The 18,920-nt window shown below is 38.3% G+C and carries 17 protein-coding genes; 9 read left to right on the top strand and 8 right to left on the bottom strand.

What is annotated here, in order from left to right; translation table 11 throughout:
- Positions 1–130 precede the first annotated feature (130 nt).
- Together ACG9ZL_RS04945 and ACG9ZL_RS04940 are read left to right on the top strand one after the other, a co-directional pair.
- Positions 131–490: a hypothetical protein gene (locus ACG9ZL_RS04945; RefSeq protein ID WP_419327418.1), complete on the top strand. Its 360-nt coding sequence runs from the start codon at positions 131–133 to the stop codon at positions 488–490.
- 45 nt (positions 491–535) lie between these two features.
- A complete protein-coding gene (locus ACG9ZL_RS04940) occupies positions 536–1,114 on the top strand; it encodes a GNAT family N-acetyltransferase (protein ID WP_419327419.1) in 579 nt (192 codons plus the stop codon).
- Between the two features lie 106 nt (positions 1,115–1,220).
- Here the strand turns inward: ACG9ZL_RS04940 and ACG9ZL_RS04935 are convergent, their stop codons facing one another.
- Positions 1,221–1,667 carry a GatB/YqeY domain-containing protein gene (locus tag ACG9ZL_RS04935; protein WP_004720970.1) on the bottom strand — a complete coding sequence of 149 codons (447 nt, stop codon included), beginning with the start codon at positions 1,665–1,667 and terminating at the stop codon, positions 1,221–1,223.
- Positions 1,668–1,705: 38 nt separating this feature from the next.
- Positions 1,706–1,921 (bottom strand): 30S ribosomal protein S21, encoded by a 216-nt coding sequence (gene rpsU / locus ACG9ZL_RS04930; RefSeq protein ID WP_001136722.1) that lies wholly within the window; start codon positions 1,919–1,921, stop codon positions 1,706–1,708.
- 145 nt (positions 1,922–2,066) lie between these two features.
- Here rpsU and tsaD point away from each other — a divergent pair, with 145 nt between their 5' ends.
- Entirely contained in the window at positions 2,067–3,083 is a 1,017-nt protein-coding gene (gene tsaD, locus ACG9ZL_RS04925) for a tRNA (adenosine(37)-N6)-threonylcarbamoyltransferase complex transferase subunit TsaD (protein ID WP_336953035.1), read from the top strand.
- 67 nt (positions 3,084–3,150) lie between these two features.
- Here the strand turns inward: tsaD and ACG9ZL_RS04920 are convergent, their stop codons facing one another.
- Positions 3,151–3,690, bottom strand: a complete 540-nt coding sequence (locus ACG9ZL_RS04920; protein ID WP_419359267.1) for a hypothetical protein — start codon at positions 3,688–3,690, stop codon at positions 3,151–3,153.
- Between the two features lie 110 nt (positions 3,691–3,800).
- On the opposite strand from ACG9ZL_RS04920, the gene ACG9ZL_RS04915 reads away from it, so the two are divergent.
- On the top strand, positions 3,801–5,147 hold the full coding sequence (locus ACG9ZL_RS04915) for an esterase-like activity of phytase family protein (protein WP_419359265.1): 1,347 nt from the start codon (positions 3,801–3,803) through the stop codon (positions 5,145–5,147).
- Positions 5,148–5,396: 249 nt separating this feature from the next.
- Here the strand turns inward: ACG9ZL_RS04915 and ACG9ZL_RS04910 are convergent, their stop codons facing one another.
- Positions 5,397–6,455: a type II asparaginase gene (locus tag ACG9ZL_RS04910; protein ID WP_004720964.1), complete on the bottom strand. Its 1,059-nt coding sequence runs from the start codon at positions 6,453–6,455 to the stop codon at positions 5,397–5,399.
- 314 nt (positions 6,456–6,769) lie between these two features.
- Positions 6,770–8,005, bottom strand: coding sequence for a pyridoxal phosphate-dependent aminotransferase (locus ACG9ZL_RS04905; RefSeq protein ID WP_336953032.1), 1,236 nt, complete (start codon positions 8,003–8,005; stop codon positions 6,770–6,772).
- Between the two features lie 151 nt (positions 8,006–8,156).
- Between ACG9ZL_RS04905 and msrB the strand changes: the two genes are divergently transcribed.
- The 4 genes from msrB (at position 8,157) to ACG9ZL_RS04885 (ending at position 10,629) form a co-directional block, all read left to right on the top strand.
- Positions 8,157–8,576, top strand: coding sequence for a peptide-methionine (R)-S-oxide reductase MsrB (gene msrB, locus ACG9ZL_RS04900; RefSeq protein WP_004720961.1), 420 nt, complete (start codon positions 8,157–8,159; stop codon positions 8,574–8,576).
- Positions 8,573–9,055, top strand: a complete 483-nt coding sequence (locus tag ACG9ZL_RS04895; protein WP_419359263.1) for a glutathione peroxidase — start codon at positions 8,573–8,575, stop codon at positions 9,053–9,055. Before msrB ends, ACG9ZL_RS04895 begins: the two co-directional genes overlap by 4 nt.
- A 35-nt stretch (positions 9,056–9,090) precedes the next feature.
- Complete coding sequence (locus ACG9ZL_RS04890) at positions 9,091–9,936, top strand: AraC family transcriptional regulator (protein WP_419359373.1); 846 nt, start codon at positions 9,091–9,093, stop codon at positions 9,934–9,936.
- A gap of 72 nt (positions 9,937–10,008) precedes the next feature.
- Positions 10,009–10,629 (top strand): LysE family translocator, encoded by a 621-nt coding sequence (locus tag ACG9ZL_RS04885; protein WP_419359261.1) that lies wholly within the window; start codon positions 10,009–10,011, stop codon positions 10,627–10,629.
- A 99-nt stretch (positions 10,630–10,728) separates the two neighbouring features.
- Here the strand turns inward: ACG9ZL_RS04885 and ACG9ZL_RS04880 are convergent, their stop codons facing one another.
- Positions 10,729–13,899 (bottom strand): efflux RND transporter permease subunit, encoded by a 3,171-nt coding sequence (locus tag ACG9ZL_RS04880; RefSeq protein WP_419359259.1) that lies wholly within the window; start codon positions 13,897–13,899, stop codon positions 10,729–10,731.
- 1 nt (position 13,900) lies between these two features.
- Positions 13,901–15,076, bottom strand: coding sequence for an efflux RND transporter periplasmic adaptor subunit (locus tag ACG9ZL_RS04875; RefSeq protein ID WP_419359258.1), 1,176 nt, complete (start codon positions 15,074–15,076; stop codon positions 13,901–13,903).
- Positions 15,077–15,506: 430 nt separating this feature from the next.
- On the opposite strand from ACG9ZL_RS04875, the gene ACG9ZL_RS04870 reads away from it, so the two are divergent.
- Complete coding sequence (locus tag ACG9ZL_RS04870; RefSeq protein WP_419359257.1) at positions 15,507–17,684, top strand: TonB-dependent receptor; 2,178 nt, start codon at positions 15,507–15,509, stop codon at positions 17,682–17,684.
- Positions 17,685–17,736: 52 nt separating this feature from the next.
- On the opposite strand, the gene dapC is transcribed toward ACG9ZL_RS04870, so the two are convergent.
- Positions 17,737–18,906 (bottom strand): succinyldiaminopimelate transaminase, encoded by a 1,170-nt coding sequence (gene dapC / locus ACG9ZL_RS04865; RefSeq protein ID WP_419359256.1) that lies wholly within the window; start codon positions 18,904–18,906, stop codon positions 17,737–17,739.
- Between the last annotated feature and the right edge of the window lie 14 nt (positions 18,907–18,920).

Raw genomic sequence — 18,920 nt, 5'->3', positions numbered from 1 at the left:
AAAGCTTAGATTAAAAAACTAAAAATAATGAGTGATTTTAAATGAGCCATTAAAGAAAATTTACTTTCTATTCTTGCTTGAACAGGTTAAGCTAAAATCACTTAAAGTTATAATAAAGTATTTGATTCACATGAAGAAAATTTTAATCGCATTCAGTATTTTTTTCTATGCTCACTCAACATTTGCAGCAGTACCAGAAAGCTATGTTCGAGAAGTTGAGCGTATTTCGGCGCAATACAGTGCAGATATGAAATTTTTTTTACGTAGCTTAGATCCGAAATTGAGCCAGTTTAACCCACAACAAGAGTCACAATTTTGTGGCATTGTTAAAAAATATGTCGATGATATGTATAAAACGACAGATGAAAATCGTCAATCCCTCCCACCATCAGCGCAATCTATGACCAAACAAAATGTGATTGATAAAGTGATGTTGTCACCTGAAATGCAGCTACTTAAAAAATATAATATTCAGTGTGATTTGAAATAGGGTTATCTTTAACATCTTACATCTTACATCTGAGCCAGATTATTTATGGATTTTAGCCAATTTCAAATTGAGAATGAGCAAATTGTTCTCAACATCATTCAAGTATCTGATGCTGAAGATTTATATAGCGCAATAAAAAATAGCTTAACTGAGCTTAGAAAGTTTCCTGCAAGTTTATTATGGGCATTGGAAGAACCTAATTTGCATGCTTCAATGGCATTTTGCCAATCTCGTTTGGTGGCGTTGTTAAATAAAGAGAACTTTGTATTTATTATCCGTTTAAAAGAAATTGATGATTTTTTAGGGGTTGTCGATATCCATGAAATTAATTGGTTGGAAAATACTGCATCTATTGGGTTTTGGGGAAACTCAAAATTTAAGCAAAAAGGCTACATGTCACAAGCACTAATACTATTTGTAAGTAATTTATTTTCGAAATGGAATTTTGTCGGTTTAAATGCTTATGTCGATGCAGAAAATATATTGGCACGAAAATTATGTGAAAAAGCAGGGTTTTTACTTAAAAATATTCAATATCAATCTGTATGGAATCCAGTCGATGGTGGCTTTAGAGATATTTGCCATTATCAGATAGAAAATAAATTAAGTGATATTGTAGATTAAAGATTTTGGGCTATTTAACAAGAAACTATTTCATTGCAAAATAATTTTTATTTAAGTTGTTAAATAGACCAAATCAAACAGAAATTCAGATTTAAGAACGTTGGGTTTAGCCAAGTTTTGCTTTAATTTTTGCAGAAACTTGTGCTGGATCGGCACGTCCGGCTATGATCGGACGTAGAGAATTCATCACCTTACCCATATCTTTCATGCTAGTTGCACCTTGCGCAGTAATAGTTTGCGCAATGAGAGAATCAAGCTCGTCCTCTGACATAGCTTCAGGTAGAAACTGAGATAACACCTCAATTTCGGCTTGTTCTTTACTAGCTAAATCTTCACGGCCTGCACCTTCAAAGGCTTTGACCGATTCTTTACGTTGTTTGATTTGCTTTTCAATGACCGCAAGAACCTGAGTATCGTCAAGCTCTATGCGCTCATCGACTTCGATTTGTTTGATTGCTGCCTGTAGACCACGAATTACCGTTAACTTACCCATTTCTTTAGCACGCATTGTTGCTTTTAAAACATCAGTTATTTGGTTTTTTAAAGTAGTCATTTATCTGTCCAGGTGAGTCAATCAATCACAAATTAATCTTAGTAAAGGCGAGTAGTACGTACTGATTCACGCGCCAATTTCTTTTGGTAGCGTTTAACAGCAGCAGCTTTTTTACGTTTACGTTCTTGAGTAGGTTTCTCGTAGAATTCACGTTTACGAACATCAGCTAAAACACCAGCTTTTTCGCATGAACGTTTGAAACGACGGATAGCTACGTCTACTGGTTCGCCTTCTTTCAATTTAACTTGTGGCATGAAGAATCCTCATTAAGTTATGGATAAGATCAGGGTCGAATTACCCTAGATCACAAGTGAAGGTCAGTATTTTACTCATTTACATCTCATACCACAAGTCTATAATAGCTTTAGCAATATTTTGAAATGGGTAAAAGGCAATTTAATGATCGTTCTGGGCTTAGAAACTTCATGTGATGAAACAGGATTAGCGCTCTATGACAATGAAGTCGGCTTAAGAGGACAGGTGTTATATAGTCAAATTAAATTGCATGCAGAGTATGGTGGTGTGGTCCCTGAGTTGGCCTCTCGAGATCATGTTCGGAAGTTAATTCCATTGATTAATCAGTTGCTTGAGCAAAGCGATGTAAAAAAATCAGAGATCGATGCAGTGGCGTATACGCGCGGCCCTGGCTTAATGGGTGCACTCATGACAGGGGCATTATTTGGTCGCACCTTGGCTTTTGCGCTGAATAAACCCGCAATTGGTGTGCATCATATGGAGGGTCATATGCTTGCTCCATTATTATCCGAAAATCCACCTGAATTTCCGTTTGTCGCATTATTAGTGTCAGGTGGACACACGCAATTGATGGCAGCACACGCAATTGGTGAGTACGAAATTCTAGGTGAGTCTATTGACGATGCCGCTGGTGAAGCTTTTGATAAAGTCGCAAAAATGTTGAAATTACCTTATCCAGGTGGTCCAAATATTTCAAAATTGGCGGAACAAGGTGACAAAAATGCTTTTGAATTTCCCCGTCCAATGTTGCATCAAGGGTTAGATTTTTCATTTAGTGGTCTAAAAACTGCTGTTTCAGTGCAGTTAAAAAAATTAGGTGAAGAACAACGTGATGCAGATATTGCGGCTTCATTCCAAGAAGCTTTAGTGGATACTTTGGTTAAAAAGTCGATTAAAGCCTTAAAACAGTCGGGTTTAAGGCGTTTGGTAATTGCGGGCGGTGTCAGTGCCAATAAACGGTTAAGAGAGCGTTTGGAAGTAGACTTAGCCAAAATTAAAGCAACGGTTTATTATGCAGAACCTGCTTTATGTACAGATAATGGCGCAATGATTGCGTTTGCAGGCTATCAGCGTTTAAAAGCTGGACAAAAAGATGGTTTATCGGTGACGACAACACCACGTTGGCCAATGACTGAATTGACTAAACCTGAATCAGTTTAAGTCTCATATTTAAAGGATTGTTAAATTCAGCAAAGAGGCGAAAGCCTCTTTTTTGTGGATCTAAAATTTAACGCGGATAAGGCTTCCACGTTTTGCTTTTATTGTCATATTCATATTGAACTTGGTCAGCGTAATTTGATTCAAAGTTTGTATGGCCATATTGATGACTGATGCTAAAACAATTTTTGATATTGCTATAGGTTTCATGTGTTCCAGGATGATCACCATCGAATTGTGAGCCCATCAAGCATAATTTGGAGTCATTCAATGAAAATGAATAAGCAGGCTTCTTTTTTACATTGCCTTCATTATCCTCCCAACCCGTGAACTGATAATTGAGTGGATAGGCAATACCCGTTTGGGTATCTAAAGCAACCATTTCTAAAGAGTCTGAATTTCCCGTATTGAGTAAAATATATTTTTTATCAAAATTGGGCGGCATTGATTTAAGCGCATTTTTGTATTTGGCAAGGTTGGCTTTAGAACAATAATCGCCATTAAAATAATCACTCTGACACTCAGAAACTTTTTTAAACGTCGTCCCAGCATTTGCCAATTGTAGGGATGTAGAACAAACAATCAGCGATAGGGCAAAAAATCTTTTCATTTATACTGACTTTGAATGTGTATATATACAGTTTATCGCATTTCTTTTACTGTGGTTTATCTGATTTCATGATAGAAAATAAACAGAATATTAAAAAATGAGATTGGCATATGGACTTATTGTCTTCTGAACAGCATATCAACCTAAGCAATATTGACAAAGATCTTCAGCTTTATAAAAAATTTAGTCAAGGTGTGCGTTTACCTTATGAGGTTTTAAACATTCATAATATATCTGACGGTGCAAAACCTGGTCATTTTATTGAAGTTCGTTGTGGTGGGTTTGGTTCAGAAATTTCAGCACACCCTATAGAAAAGCATCAATTTTATGCACTTACAGATCGTGGACCGAATACCACGTATAACGTCAATCAGGATCATGGGAAAATCTTTTTAGCTCCTGACTATACCCCTAAAATTGGATTATTTGAGCTAAAAAATGATGGAACTATTCAGAAAATAAAAGAAATTTTATTAAAAGATCCAACAGGCAGAAATATTACTGGTTTGCCTAATCAGCATTTTGGTGCAAGTAAAGAAATCGCCTATGACCAAGATGGAAAGAAATTAGCCATAGGGACAGATGAATTTGGATTGGATGCTGAAGGTTTGGTTGCACTCAAAGATGGTACTTTTTGGGTCAGCGATGAATATGGTCCTCATATTGTGCATTTTAATGCTGATGGGCTAGAAATTGATCGTATCAATGCCTATGTATTAGATGAGCGAAGAACATCGGGTTATTTATTGCCTCAAGAATATGCCAATAGACGCCAGAATCGAGGAATGGAAGGTTTAACTATTACACCTGATCAAAAAAAGCTGGTGGGCATCATGCAATCCACTATGAGCAATCCCGATGCTTCGGTAAGTAAATCAGATCTTGTACGTATTGTGATGATTGATTTAGAAAGCAAAGTCGTTTCTCAGTATCTGTATCAACAAGAAGGAGGTCCTAAGGCTTATTCAAATACGGCTATTACCGCATTGAGTTCCTCACAATTTCTAGTCGCAGAGCGTGATGATGATTTCTATAAAGATAATCCTCAAGCATTTAAACGGATTTATAAAATAAATCTGCAACATGCCACTGATTTGGAAAAGCTAAAGCCAACTTCAGCGATTCGGCAAGATGAACAACTCGGGTTGTTAATAGCTGAAAAAACCTTAGAACAATATGTGTTAACAGCAGGCTGGACTGGTCTGGCTCAACAGGGTATCTACCCAGTAGAAAAAACTTTAGTGGTGGATTTGGTTGCGCGTTTACAGTATCCGCACGATAAAATTGAAGGTCTATGGGTGATTGATGAACAGCATTTAGGGGTTCTCAATGATGATGATTATGCTTTTTCTGAAACGGATGGGGTATTGGAACAAAAGTATTTGGATCACGATAAAAATATCATTGATGGCAATACACTCTATATCCTTGATCAATTGGATTTAACAGCAGATTAGCGTGTTTTTTGCCGCTACGCGTTACCTTGCGAAACGATATTTTTCATCATTTAGAGTAACTAAATATCGTAACTCGCGTCTAATATCGATTAAAACACACACATAGTCGCAAACGTAGAGGAATCGTCAACAGACCCTAACTCATTATCCATTCAATCTAAAATCAAACCGCCGAATTAATTTGACGGTTTAATGCATTCTTTTACAATTAACTTTGTGCTGGTCTTAAGCTTAATTTAAATATTAAGCTTAGTATTCCCAGAACATCCGTTGAATTTCTTTTGCATCTTTGGTTTTAGTGAGTGCCAAAGCCGCTAAGAGTTTTGCTTTTTGCGGATTTAAATCGTGAGCAACAACCCAACCATATTTATCATCAGGCTGTTCAGCATTACGTAACACAAAACCTTGTGGAACACGTGAAGAACGAATGATTTGTACACCTTGTTGCTGAAGTTGGTTTAATGTCGGAACAATATAGTTCGCAACGGAACCATTACCTGTACCTGCATGGATAATGGCTTTAGCACCCGCTTTTGCATAGGCCACATAGGCATCGGGAAGCATATTGCCTGAACCATAAACGATTTGAACGATTGGTAACGCATCACCTTGAATATTTTCAATATTAAACTCGGAGCTATTGTTAAAACGTTTTGCAACGTTTCTAAACCAATAAGGTTTACCTTCAACCAGTGTACCTAAAGCGCCCCATTGGCTGACAAAAGCATCGGTATGAATATTGATGGTCTTTGACACATCACGTGCTGCAAAAATATCATCATTCATTAACACAAAAACGCCTTTGCCTTTGGCACTGTCTGCGGCAGCAAGCGCAACAGCACTATAAAGGTTCAAAGGGCCATCAGCTGAAAGCGCTGAAGGTGGACGCATAGAACCAACAACGACAATTGGTTTATCTGTATGAACCGTAAGGCTTAGAAAATAAGCAGTTTCTTCTAAAGTATCTGTACCATGGGTAATCACCACGCCATTTACATCAGGCTTTTTAACCAACTCATTCACTTTGCGTGCAATGGTTAAAAGCTCTTTGTCAGTGATGCTTTCTGAAGCAACCTGTAAAGCCTGTACCCCTGTAACATTGGCAAGATTTTGAATTTGCGGAACTGCATTCAACAAATCATCTACAGGAACTTTCGCAGCAGTGTATGTTGCGCTATTTGTAGAACTTGCTCCAGCACCTGCGATCGTACCGCCAGTTGCGACGACAACGACATTATTTTTTGCATAACTCGTAAAGGGTAAAAGCATGCCAATTGCAAGTGTAAGTGCAGTAACCGTCTTTTTCATAAACTATCCTTTTCAATCATTGTTCTGGTCATAAGCATTTTTTGTACCAGTTTTTAAATCTATATAAATACTGAGCTGTTGCCCATACTTATTTAAAAATGTAATTTTTCAAATAATCACTCAAATTTATAGTTACATACTATTAAAACTGGATAAAGTGTTTGCCAGTGTGTTTTTTCAGCATTCAATAAAGATGTTGCGCAATATAACGTCAATGAATAAGTTTTTAGTTGTACAGTTGTACAGATGCTTGAGCAATAAAAAAGGCATTCAATTTTGAATGCCTTTTATAGCTTATGTTTACTTTATAAAGATTAACGCATTTTTGCCAAGAAACGACTTAAACGGTTCATTGCTTCACGTAATTCATTTTCTGCGGGGAGAAATACCACACGGAAATGATCAGGTGTAGGCCAGTTAAAACCTGTTCCTTGAACCAGTAAAACTTTTTCAGCTTTGAGGAAATCTAGCATGAATTTTTCATCATCTTCAATTGGATAGATTTCAGGATCCAGTCTAGGGAAACAATACATTGCACCTTCTGGTTTTACACACGATACACCAGGAATATCGTTAAGCATTTCCCAAGCAATATTGCGCTGTTCATATAAACGACCACCTGGGCGGATCAAATCATTAATTGATTGATAGCCTCCTAAAGCGGTTTGAATCGCATATTGAGCTTGATGGTTGGCACATAAACGCATAGAGGCAAGCATGTCCAAGCCTTCAATGTAATCCATTGCACGTGATTTATCACCCGTAATCGCCATCCAACCAGAACGGTAGCCAGCAATACGATAGGCTTTAGATAAACCATTAAAAGAAACACATAAATGGTTTCCAGCTAATGCTGCAATAGAGACATGTTCGATACCGTCATAAACAATTTTGTCGTAAATTTCATCTGCAAATAAAATCAGATCATGTTTTTTTGCCAACGCGACAATCTGTTCTAAAACATGGCGCGGATAGACTGAACCCGTTGGATTGTTTGGGTTAATCACCACAATACCACGTGTATTCGGGGTGATTTTACTTTCCATATCCGCCATATCAGGATACCAGTAGTTTTGGTCATCACATTTATAGTGAATCGCTGTACCACCTGATAGATTTACGGCTGCCGTCCATAATGGGTAATCCGGCATTGGAACCAGCATTTCATCGCCATCATCCAATAAACCTTGCATCGCCATAACGATCAGTTCAGATACCCCATTGCCGATATACACATCTTTAACATGTAAATCTAAGATACCTTTTTGCTGATAATATTGACAAATGGCTTTACGTGCAGGAAAGATCCCTTTTGAATCTGTATAACCCACAGCATTAGGCAAATTTAAAGCCACATCATTGATAATTTCTTGCGGGGCTTCAAAGCCGAACGGGGCGGGGTTACCGATATTTAATTTAATAATTTTATGACCGGCTTCTTCCATCTCATTGGCCGCTCGTAACACTGGTCCACGAATGTCGTAGCAAACATGCTCTAGCTTTGACGATTTCTTGATTTCACGTGGGGTTGTGTTACCTAAAACGGACATAATTTTATCCAATTATTTTGAGTTAAAAAAATAGATTACTGAAATATCACAATCTATGTTGAAATTTAGCTAGAAATTTTCCAAGCTCTAGCGTAAATATGGAAGTACTGAAGCATGACATTGAATGTCAAAGATTTAAAGGAGTTTAATGATGGGAAAACTCAATAAAACAGACCGAGAATGGCAAAGAGAGTTATCACCAGAGGAATTTAAAATCACTCGACAAAAGGGTACTGAACCTGCCTTTACTGGAAAGTATTGGAATTCCAAGCAGCATGGAACCTATGTATGTCGATGTTGTGGGGAAGAATTATTCTCTTCAGAAACCAAATATGACAGTGGTTGTGGTTGGCCAAGCTTTTTTAAACCAATCAATAATACTGTTATAGAAGAACAAGATGATCATTCACATGGTATGGAACGTGTAGAAATTATATGCCATCATTGCGACGCTCATTTGGGGCATGTATTTGAAGATGGACCACAACCAACGGGCTTACGCTACTGCGTAAATTCCGCTTCTTTAGAATTAAAATCACAAGAAAAAGGCGACGAGGAAACGTATCCATGACCAACATTTATCAGTTTGAGGCTGAGCTGTTAGAGGGTGAAAATAAATCTTTTTCTGATTATAAAGGAAAAGTTTTATTGATTGTAAATACTGCAAGTAAATGTGGCTTTACTCCACAATTTGCAGGATTAGAAAAGGTTTACGAGAAATATAAAGACCAAGGTCTTGAAGTTTTAGGATTTCCTTGTAACCAGTTCGGTGGACAAGACCCTGGTACAAATGAGCAAATCGGCACTTATTGCCAACGCAATTATGGCGTTTCTTTTCCCATGTTCGCTAAAGTGAATGTAAAAGGGCCTGAAGCACATGTGATATTCCGTTATTTAACCAATAACAGCAAAGGCATACTTGGCAATGGTATTAAATGGAACTTCACCAAATTCTTAATTAATAAGAAAGGCGAAGTGATTAACCGCTATGCACCAACCACGAAGCCTGAGGATATAGAACAGGATATTGAAAAAGCTTTAGCAGAATAACCTGTTGTAAAGACCAAAATAAGACTGAGGATATGATGCAATTAGACACTACAGTTGAATTTTGGACTGATCCGCAAATGCCCTATGTCGAAACACGTAGGGCATGTCAAAGCCGTATTTGCTATAAACCACATAGCCACCCGACATTCTCGATTGGTGCTGTGGATTGTGGAATAAGCCGTTTTAGTAGCTATTTTGCCAGAGAGGAGCACATTCAAACAGGAAGCGTAGTAATCATTCCTGCGGAGGTAGAACACGCATGTAATCCATTAGAAAATCAAGCATGGAGCTATCAGATGATGCATCTAGATGCACATTGGATTGCTCAACTCGTTTCAGAATTAGTCAAAGATATCGAGCAGCTTTATCCTCATCATATTCCACTGCTAAAACCACAAATTTTAACAAACCCACATATATACCAAGCATTTACGCAGTTAAATCAGCTGTTATTTGATCCAACCATATCGATTTTATTCAAACAACAACAATTAATTGAAGTCCTGAGTGAAATATTATTGCCCAATTTTGAATTTATGTTATTAAAGCAGTCTGATTATTTTCAAAAGCATTTGGGTGCAATGATTGATGATATGAATCACAGTAAACAGATGCTTTCTTTAGAAGATCTCAGTCAAAGTCTAGGGATTAGTCGTTATGCCATTATTCGCTTGTTTAAAAATAATTTTGGCTTAACACCACATGCGTATCAATTAAATCAAAAAATAAATATAGCCAGAAAGCGTTTGAAGTCTGGAGAAGCAATTATTCAAGTTGCACATGATTTGGGATTTACAGACCAAAGTCATTTTCATCATGTGTTTAAATCGCATACTGGAATCACACCGAAGCAGTTTCAAGCTCAGTTTGTCATGCTCTAACTGCGCAATTATCTACAAGATAATAGGTTCTAAAAATATTTAAGCTTATCTAAATATTTTTTGGATCGAGTAATGCAACTGTTCATTATTGTGATGGTCACCCATTTCATTGCTTTGCTTTCGCCTGGCCCTGATTTTTTTCTTATTTTAACTTCGTTGTTTCGAAATGGACCACATGCAGCGAGAGCTGTTTGCTTAGGGATCGTCTTGGGAAATGTTGCCGTGATTGGTCTTATTTTGAGCGCATTGTTTTTTCTTGGCAAACTCGATGATGAAATTTTAAAGCTGGTAAAATGGGGCTGTATTGCTTATTTAAGTTATTTGTCTTATCGGTGTTTCATATTTGCACAACAAGCTAAGCTAATAGGGGATTATCATCTAGAACACCAAAATAAACCAACCTTTGCATGGATGAAATATGTCTTACTGGGGGTACAGTCGAGTTTATTAAATCCTAAAAATATTCTGTTTTATAGCAGTATTATTATGGCAATTTATCAACACTATAATGTTGTTCAACTGACTTTAACCTGTCTGTGGATGGTGAGTGTAGTTTTGATCTGGAACTTGTTTTTGGTGCGATTGATGACTCAAAATAAAGCTATGCATTGGTTTAAAACCAAAATCAAATATATTTATTATCTTTCATCCTTTTGCTTTGGCTTATTTGCTGCGGCTTTGTTGCTGAATTAATCAAATAAAATTAGCTCAAATAAAAAAATGCCTATCTAATAAAGATCTAGATAGGCATTCTCTTTTACATTATGTTGTCATCTGATTCAATTTTAAAAATCAAGAATGAGATACGCTTGCTTCGTTCGATTTATTGGCTTTATTACGTTTAAATAACATGTTGTGAATATCATCAATAAAAGTATACACAACAGGAATAACTAATAATGATAAAAAGGTACTGGTAATCAGTCCACCAATTACAGAAATTGCCATCGGTGCTCTAAAACTTGGATCTGTACCTATTCCTAAGGCAATCGGAAACATCCCCGCACCCATCGCTAAAGTGGTCATAATAATGGGGCGTGCACGCTTATGGCAGGCATCTAATAGGGCATTCATACGTGAATACTGCCGTTGATTGCGGGCTATAATTGCATAATCGACCAAAAGAATAGAGTTTTTACTGGCAATTCCCATCAGCATGATTAAGCCAATCAAACTTGGCATCGAAAAACTACTTTTTGCTAAAAGCAGTAGCACAAACGCACCACCCAGCGCCAAAGGTAATGCCACTAAAATGGTGATCGGTTGTAGGAAATCTTTAAACAGTAGCACTAAGACGACATAGATACACAATACGCCTGTCAGCATAGCTAAACCAAAGCTTGCAAAGAGCTGTTCCATCACATCGGCATCACCCAGATTGGTACGTTTTACTGTCGGTGGTAAGTTTTTGATGGTTGGAAGTTTATCTACAGCAGCCGCAACATCGCCTAAAGGCTGATCATTGAGCTCAATATTAAAGTTGATGTTACGTAAACGGTTAAAACGGTCAATTTGTGAAGGACCACTTTCAATATTGACTTGTGCAATGGTGCCTAACATCACTGGACCTTTACTACCTGTAATCATCAAGCGTTTAATTAGATCTTGGTCTTGACGTGCAGACAATGGCAGTTTGATGACAATCGGAATTTGTCGTTGCGAAAGATTTAATTTTGCCAAGTTCTGATCAAAATCTCCCGCCGTGGCAATACGCACAGTTTCAGCGATATTTTGCGTGGTAATGCCTAAATCCGCAGCTTTTGCAAAGTCAGGGCGAATCACCAATTCAGGGCGAATCAATGCTGCGCTTGAAGTAATACTGCCAATATTTGGAATAGTACGAATTTCTCGTTCTACTTGACGTGCTGTCGTGATTAATACATCTGGGTCATCTCCTGACAGCGCAATTTGATACTGGCTGTTATTGCCTGCAATACCGACTTGAATCCGTGCGCCAGGCAGTGGGGCTAAACGTTGTCGCAAGTCATTTTCAATTTTTTGTAGACTCGCAGCGCGGTCAGAACGTGCTGTGATTTGAATGGTTAATGTTGCTTTTCTTGGTTCACTCGATGCACCCCCCGCAAATGGATCTGTACCTGCTGAACCACCTCCAATGGTGGTATAGATACTTTTAATCTCAGGATGATCCTTTATTAAACTACGGGCGTATTCTGCTGCTTTTAAGGTATCTGGAAATTGTGAACCTGGTGGAAGCTCTACACGCACTTGGGTTTGCCCAGTGTCAGGTGGTGGAACAAAGCCTGTAGGGAGTAATGGGATGAGCATCAGTGAAGCAATAAAGAATATGATCGCACTGCTTAAGGTAATCCAACGATGATTTAAACACCACGTAACCATCCGCATATATGCGCGCATCATCCGACCATCTTTGGCACGGTCATGTTGAAGTTCAAGATCACCATGATCTTTGATTGTTTGGCTTTGATCATCTAATACTTGATTATCATGATGACTTTCAACTTTACCAACCCATGGTTTAAGAATATAGGCTGACATCATAGGCGTCAGTAAGCGTGCCACCAAGAGCGAGGCAAAAATAGCCAAAGCCGCTGTCCAGCCAAATTGCACAAAGAATTTACCCGCAATTCCACTCATAAAGGCAGTGGGCAAGAACACTGCGATCAAGGTAAAGGTTGTGGCAATCACGGCTAAACCAATTTCATCGGCTGCCTCCATCGCAGCTTCATAAGGTGTTTTCCCCATTCGAAGATGCCTGATGATATTTTCAATTTCTACAATGGCATCATCAACCAGTATCCCAACAACCAGAGACATGGCTAATAGTGTGACAATATTTAAAGTAAAACCTAAGTAATACATCCCAATTAAGGCAGGTAAAATTGACAAAGGTAGAGCAGTTGCAGCAATGATCGTGGCACGCCAATCACGTAGAAATAGCCAAACCACCAAGATTGCAAGAAGCGCACCTTCATAGAGTAAAGACATCGAACCTTTATAGTTATCAACCACGGGGTTTACGAAGTTAAATGCTTCTGTGATTTTAATATCGGGATGAGATGCTTTTAATGTTTCAAGCGCCTCTTTTACACCGATTTCAACATCAACCTCACTCGCACCTTTACTGCGAGTAATTTCAAAGCCAATCACAGGGTGACCATTTAACAGTGCAGCAGAGCGTCGTTCAGCAATGCCATCGCGAATACTGGCAACTTGATCCAGCCGAATATGGCGACCATCACTCAAGGAAATATCCATTGCTGCAATTTCAGCAGCAGTTTTTACTGTGGCAATAGTACGAATAGACTGTTCACTGCCACCTATTTTGGTTTGTCCGCCAGAAGCATCTTGTTGAACAAGGCGTAATTGTCGGGTGATGTCTGTTGCTGTGGCATTTAATGCCAAGAGTTTTTCAGGGTCAACCTCAACTTCAACTTGGCGAGTGACACCGCCTACACGAGAAACCGCACCAACCCCTTTGACTTTTAACATAGCACGCGCAACGTCATAATCCACAAACCAAGACAATGCTTCCTCATCCATACGGGGGGATTGGATGGTATAGGTGAGAATTGGTGAACCTGAAAGGTTAATTTTACTGACAATTGGATCACGAAGATCCGCGGGTAAATCTGAACGTACTTGTGAAACGGCGTTACGTACATCATCAACAGCTTCTTGTAGTGGTTTTTCCAGTTGAAACTCTGCGGTTACGGTGACTACACCATCTTGGATATTGGTATATTGATTTTTAAGCCCCTGTAAGGTTGCAATCGAGTTCTCAATTTTACGTGCAACTTCAGTTTCCAGTTGGGGAGGTGCTGCACCTGGTAAAGCAGCTGTGACCGTGACCATTGGTAGTTCAATATCGGGAAATTGTTGTATTTTCATCCAATGAAAACACATCAAACCCGCTAAACCAAGCATGATAAAAAGCAAAATACCGGGAATCGGATTCTTAATCGACCAAGCGGAGAAATTCATGTTATTTCTCCTGCGTGCTAACGAGTTGTTTGGTCAATGGTGTATCTGGAATCGCTTGCCCACGTTTGATTAAATCACCATCTGACAAGAATCCTGTTCCAGAGGCAACCAGTTGAGTGTTTGCTGCTAAATCAACAATTTCAACACGATCATTTAAACGTCGACCAAGTGTGACTTTCTGTTGAGTTACTCGATTATCTTTATTGACAATAAACACATAAGAGAAACCATCTCGTAAAAGTACTGCGGTTTGAGGCACTGTTAGTGCTGGCTTTTCGCCTAGATCAAACTCACCTTTGACAAACATACCCATACGAACAGCATCAGTAGTAGGTATATCCACATAGACCAAGCCATAACGTGTTTGCGGGTCAATGACTGGTGCAATCATCCGAACGCTACCTGAAACGGCTGAACGGCTAGGATCAGGTGAGATGATATGCGCTGTCATGCCTTTTTTAAGTTTATATAAGTCTGTCGAGGTTACTTCGGCACGCCATTCCAAACGGTTATCACGGATCAAGCGGAACAGTTCTTGTCCCGTTTGTGCCAATGAGCCAACTGTTGCTGTACGTGCTGAAATAACTCCATGATCGGGTGCAATCACTTGAGTTTGTGTTAAACGAAGCTGATTGGTGTCAATTTGGGCTTTGGCTGCATCTAAGCGGGCTTGAGCTGTACTTTGAGAGGTTAGATATTTTGTTGCTTCTTGTTGTGAAATTGCACCGGTATTTTTGAGTTGTTGAATACGTTGATTATTGATGCTGGCATCCGCTAGCACAGCTTTCGCTTCTGCATAATTGGCTTTTGCTGTCGCCAATTCTGCACGAATACTTTCGCTATTAATTTCAGCCAAAACTTGCCCACGTTGTACGCTATCTCCAACGTTGACATTCACTTTGGTAATTCGTTGCCCCGAAAGTTCACTGCCAATCACCACTTCTTGCCATGCAGCAATATTGCCATTGGCTGTAAAGTTTTGCTTCCAGTTTTGTACCTCGGGCTGTATCACCGTTACAGTTAGTGCTGGTTTTGCGTTAGACGCGGATGTTGCTGCATTTTCTGAAGAAGTCTGTTTTTTATTTGAAGATTTCCATCCAATAAAAGCGACGATTAGCACAATAAAAATAATTGCAATAATGATCCCGAGTTTTGAGTTTATGCGCTTTTTTTTCATTGGGTCATGCGATTTCATTTTAGTTTTTTAAATGAGTAGAGATAAGTTGAGTATCTCTAAAGGCTCTATGTTTGGTCAAGTTGCAATACAGCGCTTAATGTGATTTTTTGAAAGTTAAGCGGTTAAATTTTGCTATAGAGGGGGCATTCAAGTTAGCGACATTTGTTGTTTTAAGGCCTTGATTATTAGATAGGTTGAGCGGATAAAATTATTTATATGTTTTTAATATGAAAACTTTAGTGATTAGTATAATTTTTTATAAAAACTACAAGGCTATTCTCAATTTGTAATTTTTTTAATAAATAAATACCATGATATATTGCTTTTTTATTTAAAAAATCACGCTTATAAAATGAGAAAGTAAGTTTAAGCAAGAGTGATTATCATTTAATATGGCGGCTTAATTTAGATGACTGTTTTAGAGCCTCCTATGCGAAAAATTAAACCCTTAATTGTGATGATGGCAGTGGCGACAAGTGCTGCAATTGCGCATGCTGAACAACAAGATGCTTCATTGTCTCAGTCGAGCAATGGCAATGCAAAACAACTGAGTACGATTACAGTAGTCGCAAGTGCAGATGCATCAGCAGAGGGTTTAATGCCAGCATTTGCTGGAGGACAGGTGGCTTCTGGTGGTAAAGTTGGGATATTTGGCAATCAGAAAAATATAGATACACCGTTTAATCTAACTAGCTATACCAATCAATATATTCAAGAGCGTCAAGCTGAGAGTGTGGGAGATGTACTTCAGGCAGATTCAGCTGTGCGTACAGCAAAGGGCTTTGGGAATTTTCAGGAAGCATATTTTATTCGTGGTTTTGTGCTAGCTTCTGATGATACGGCTTATAACGGTTTATATGGAATACTTCCTCGTCAATATATTCCAACGGAGTTATTTGAACGTGTCGAAGTATTTAAAGGTGCCTCAGCATTTTTAAATGGAGCGATTCCCGGAGGAACTGGGATTGGTGGTTCTATTAATTTGTTGCCTAAAAGAGCGGGAAATGAGCCATTAAATCGTATCAATGTAGGTACAGATTTTAATGGTGGCTATATTTCATCAGATGTATCGAGACGTTTTGGTGAAGATGAGAAATTTGGTGTGCGTGTAAATACGGCATATCATGGTGGCAATACAGAAATTGACAAAGAAGATAATTCACTAGGTGTCGCTTCAATTGCGATGGATTATAAAGGTGAACAATTACGCCTCTCTGGTGATTTGGGATATACCAACAACCGTTTAAGTGAAAATCGCCCAAGTTTGCGTTTAACCAATAGCGTAACTGCATTACCAAGTGCATCACAGTATGCGAATTATCATGGTCAGTCATGGACATATTCAAATGAAGAAGATATTTTTGGTAGCTTCCGTGCGGAATATGATTTAAATGATGCAACAACTGCATATGCCGCTTATGGATTCCGTAAAACAGAAGAAGATGGTGTCTATTCAAGTCAGCAATTAAGTAATACTCAAACAGGAGCTGCCAAATTATCGGCATCGACCATTCCACGTAAAGATACCAATAACAGTGCAGAAATTGGAGTAAAAACTAAATTTGATACAGGTACTTTAAAGCATAATGTGGTTTTTTCTGGGTCGATCTATCGAGCAGATAAACGATATAGTTATGGTTATGCAACAAGTTTAGACGATAATTTTTATAATCCTATTTATACAGATGGCTCAAATATTAATAAATGGTTAGGTGCCGCTGGTACATATCCTAAAGCAGGAGTGAATACTTTAAAAAGTGTAGCTTTAGGCGATAATATTTCTGCTTTAGATGATCGTTTGACAGTAATGCTTGGTGCACGCTATCAAGAAATTAAACAAGATGTTTATTCATACGGCACTTATAAGTACGATATTAATAAAAACAAAGTTACGCCAGCATTAGGTATGAGCTATAAATTAACCCCTGAAATGGCAATTTACGCTAATTATATAGAAGCTTTGGTACAAGGGGATGCGATACAGGATAGTGTTGGTAATAACTATATTGCTGATCCTTTTGTATCTAAGCAGAAAGAAGTTGGATTAAAGTTCGAAAATGATCACCTCGGTGGTGCATTAAGTTACTTCTATACAGACCGTCGAAAAGCTTCTGTGAATACTTCTGGAACCCCACAATTGAGTCAGGCAACCAATATCCATCAAGGTCTTGAATTTAATGCCTATGGTCAATTAACTGACTTCGTTAAGATTTTGGGTGGTGCGACGTGGATTGATACCAAACAGAAGGATACTTATCAAGGTTTATACAATAATAATGAAGTTATTGGCGTTCCAAAGTTTCAAGCGAATCTAGAAGCAGATTGGAAATTACCAGTTGAACAGGATATTAGTGTAAATGGTCGTGTTGTGTATACGGGTTCAACATATGCCGATAATGCCAATACGTTGAAAATTAACGATTGGACTAGATTAGATGTTGGTGCAAATTATAAGACCAAAATTAATAAAGTTCCGACAACATTCAATTTCTCAGTGACCAATGTTTTAGACAAGGATTATTGGGCTTCAGCATCTGTAAATGACTATACCTATTTGTCTTTAGGTGATCCCCGTACCTTTAAATTAAGTGCAACCTTTGATTTTTAAACACCACAAAAAAATGCCCCAAATTTGGGGCATTTTTTATAATAGTATATTTTTATAAAATGGTTTTTAGACGTTGAATCACTTGCTCACATTGAGCAATATCTGCGACCAATGCCATACGAACATGACCTTCACCAGGATTGCCTTGTTCAGTATCACGAGACAAATAACGCCCCGGTAAAACTTTAATGTTGGCTTTTTCCATTAACATTTTGGCAAAGTTTTCATCATGATCGACTTTTAACCAATAATAGAAACCTGCATCAGGCTTTTGTAATGGTAAAAGATGACCGAGTTCATTTTGGAACAAATCAAACTTAGCACGATACAGTCTACGATTTTCTTCAACATGTGTTTCATCGTTCCAAGCAACAATTGAAGCCAATTGATGCTGGACTGGCATTGCAGCGCCGTGATAAGTACGGAATTTTAAATAAGGTTTAAGTAAGTTTGCATCACCAGCAACAAAACCTGAGCGCATACCCGGTAAGTTTGAACGCTTAGACAGTGAATGGAACACGATACAATTTTTATAATCGTCACGATCTAATTCAGCACAGACTTCCAATAAGCCGATAGGTGCTTCATCAAACCATAATTCTGAGTAACATTCATCAGACGCAATCACAAAATCATATTGGTCAGAAAGTGCTATTAGCTTTTTAAATTGTGCTTTTGAAAGTACCGCACCAGTAGGATTTCCCGGCGTACAAACAAACAAAAGTGCGGTTTTTTCCCAAACTTCAGCAGGTACAGCATCAAAATCACCAAGGTAATTGTTGTCGTCGGTACAGTTGACAAAGTATGGCTTGGCACCAGCTAAAAGAGTCGCACCTTCATAAATTTGATAGAACGGATTAGGCATTACCACATAAGGTGCGTCATCACGATTAATCAAGGCTTGTACAAAAGAGAAAATTCCCTCACGTGTACCTGTTACCGGAAGAACATGATCTTCCGCACTGATCGCATTCAGCTTAAAACGACGGGTTAGCCACTGAGCAATACTTTCACGAAGTTCGGGTAAACCTTTACTGTTTGGATAAGTTGAAAGGTGCTGAAAATTATCAATGATCGCTTGCTTCACAAACTCAGGAGCAGGATGCTTTGGTTCTCCAATTGAAAGTGGGATCAAAGGTAAATCTGCAGGTTTTACATCCTGAAAAAGCTGGCTTAACTTTTCAAATGGATAAGGATGTAATAAAGACAAACTAGAGTTCATGAAACAATTACCAC

This window comes from Acinetobacter legionensis, assembly GCF_048551735.1.
Taxonomy (GTDB): Bacteria; Pseudomonadota; Gammaproteobacteria; order Pseudomonadales; family Moraxellaceae; genus Acinetobacter.
The sequence above is the reverse complement of the archived record's forward strand: the minus strand, read 5'-3'. Positions and strand labels throughout refer to the sequence as shown.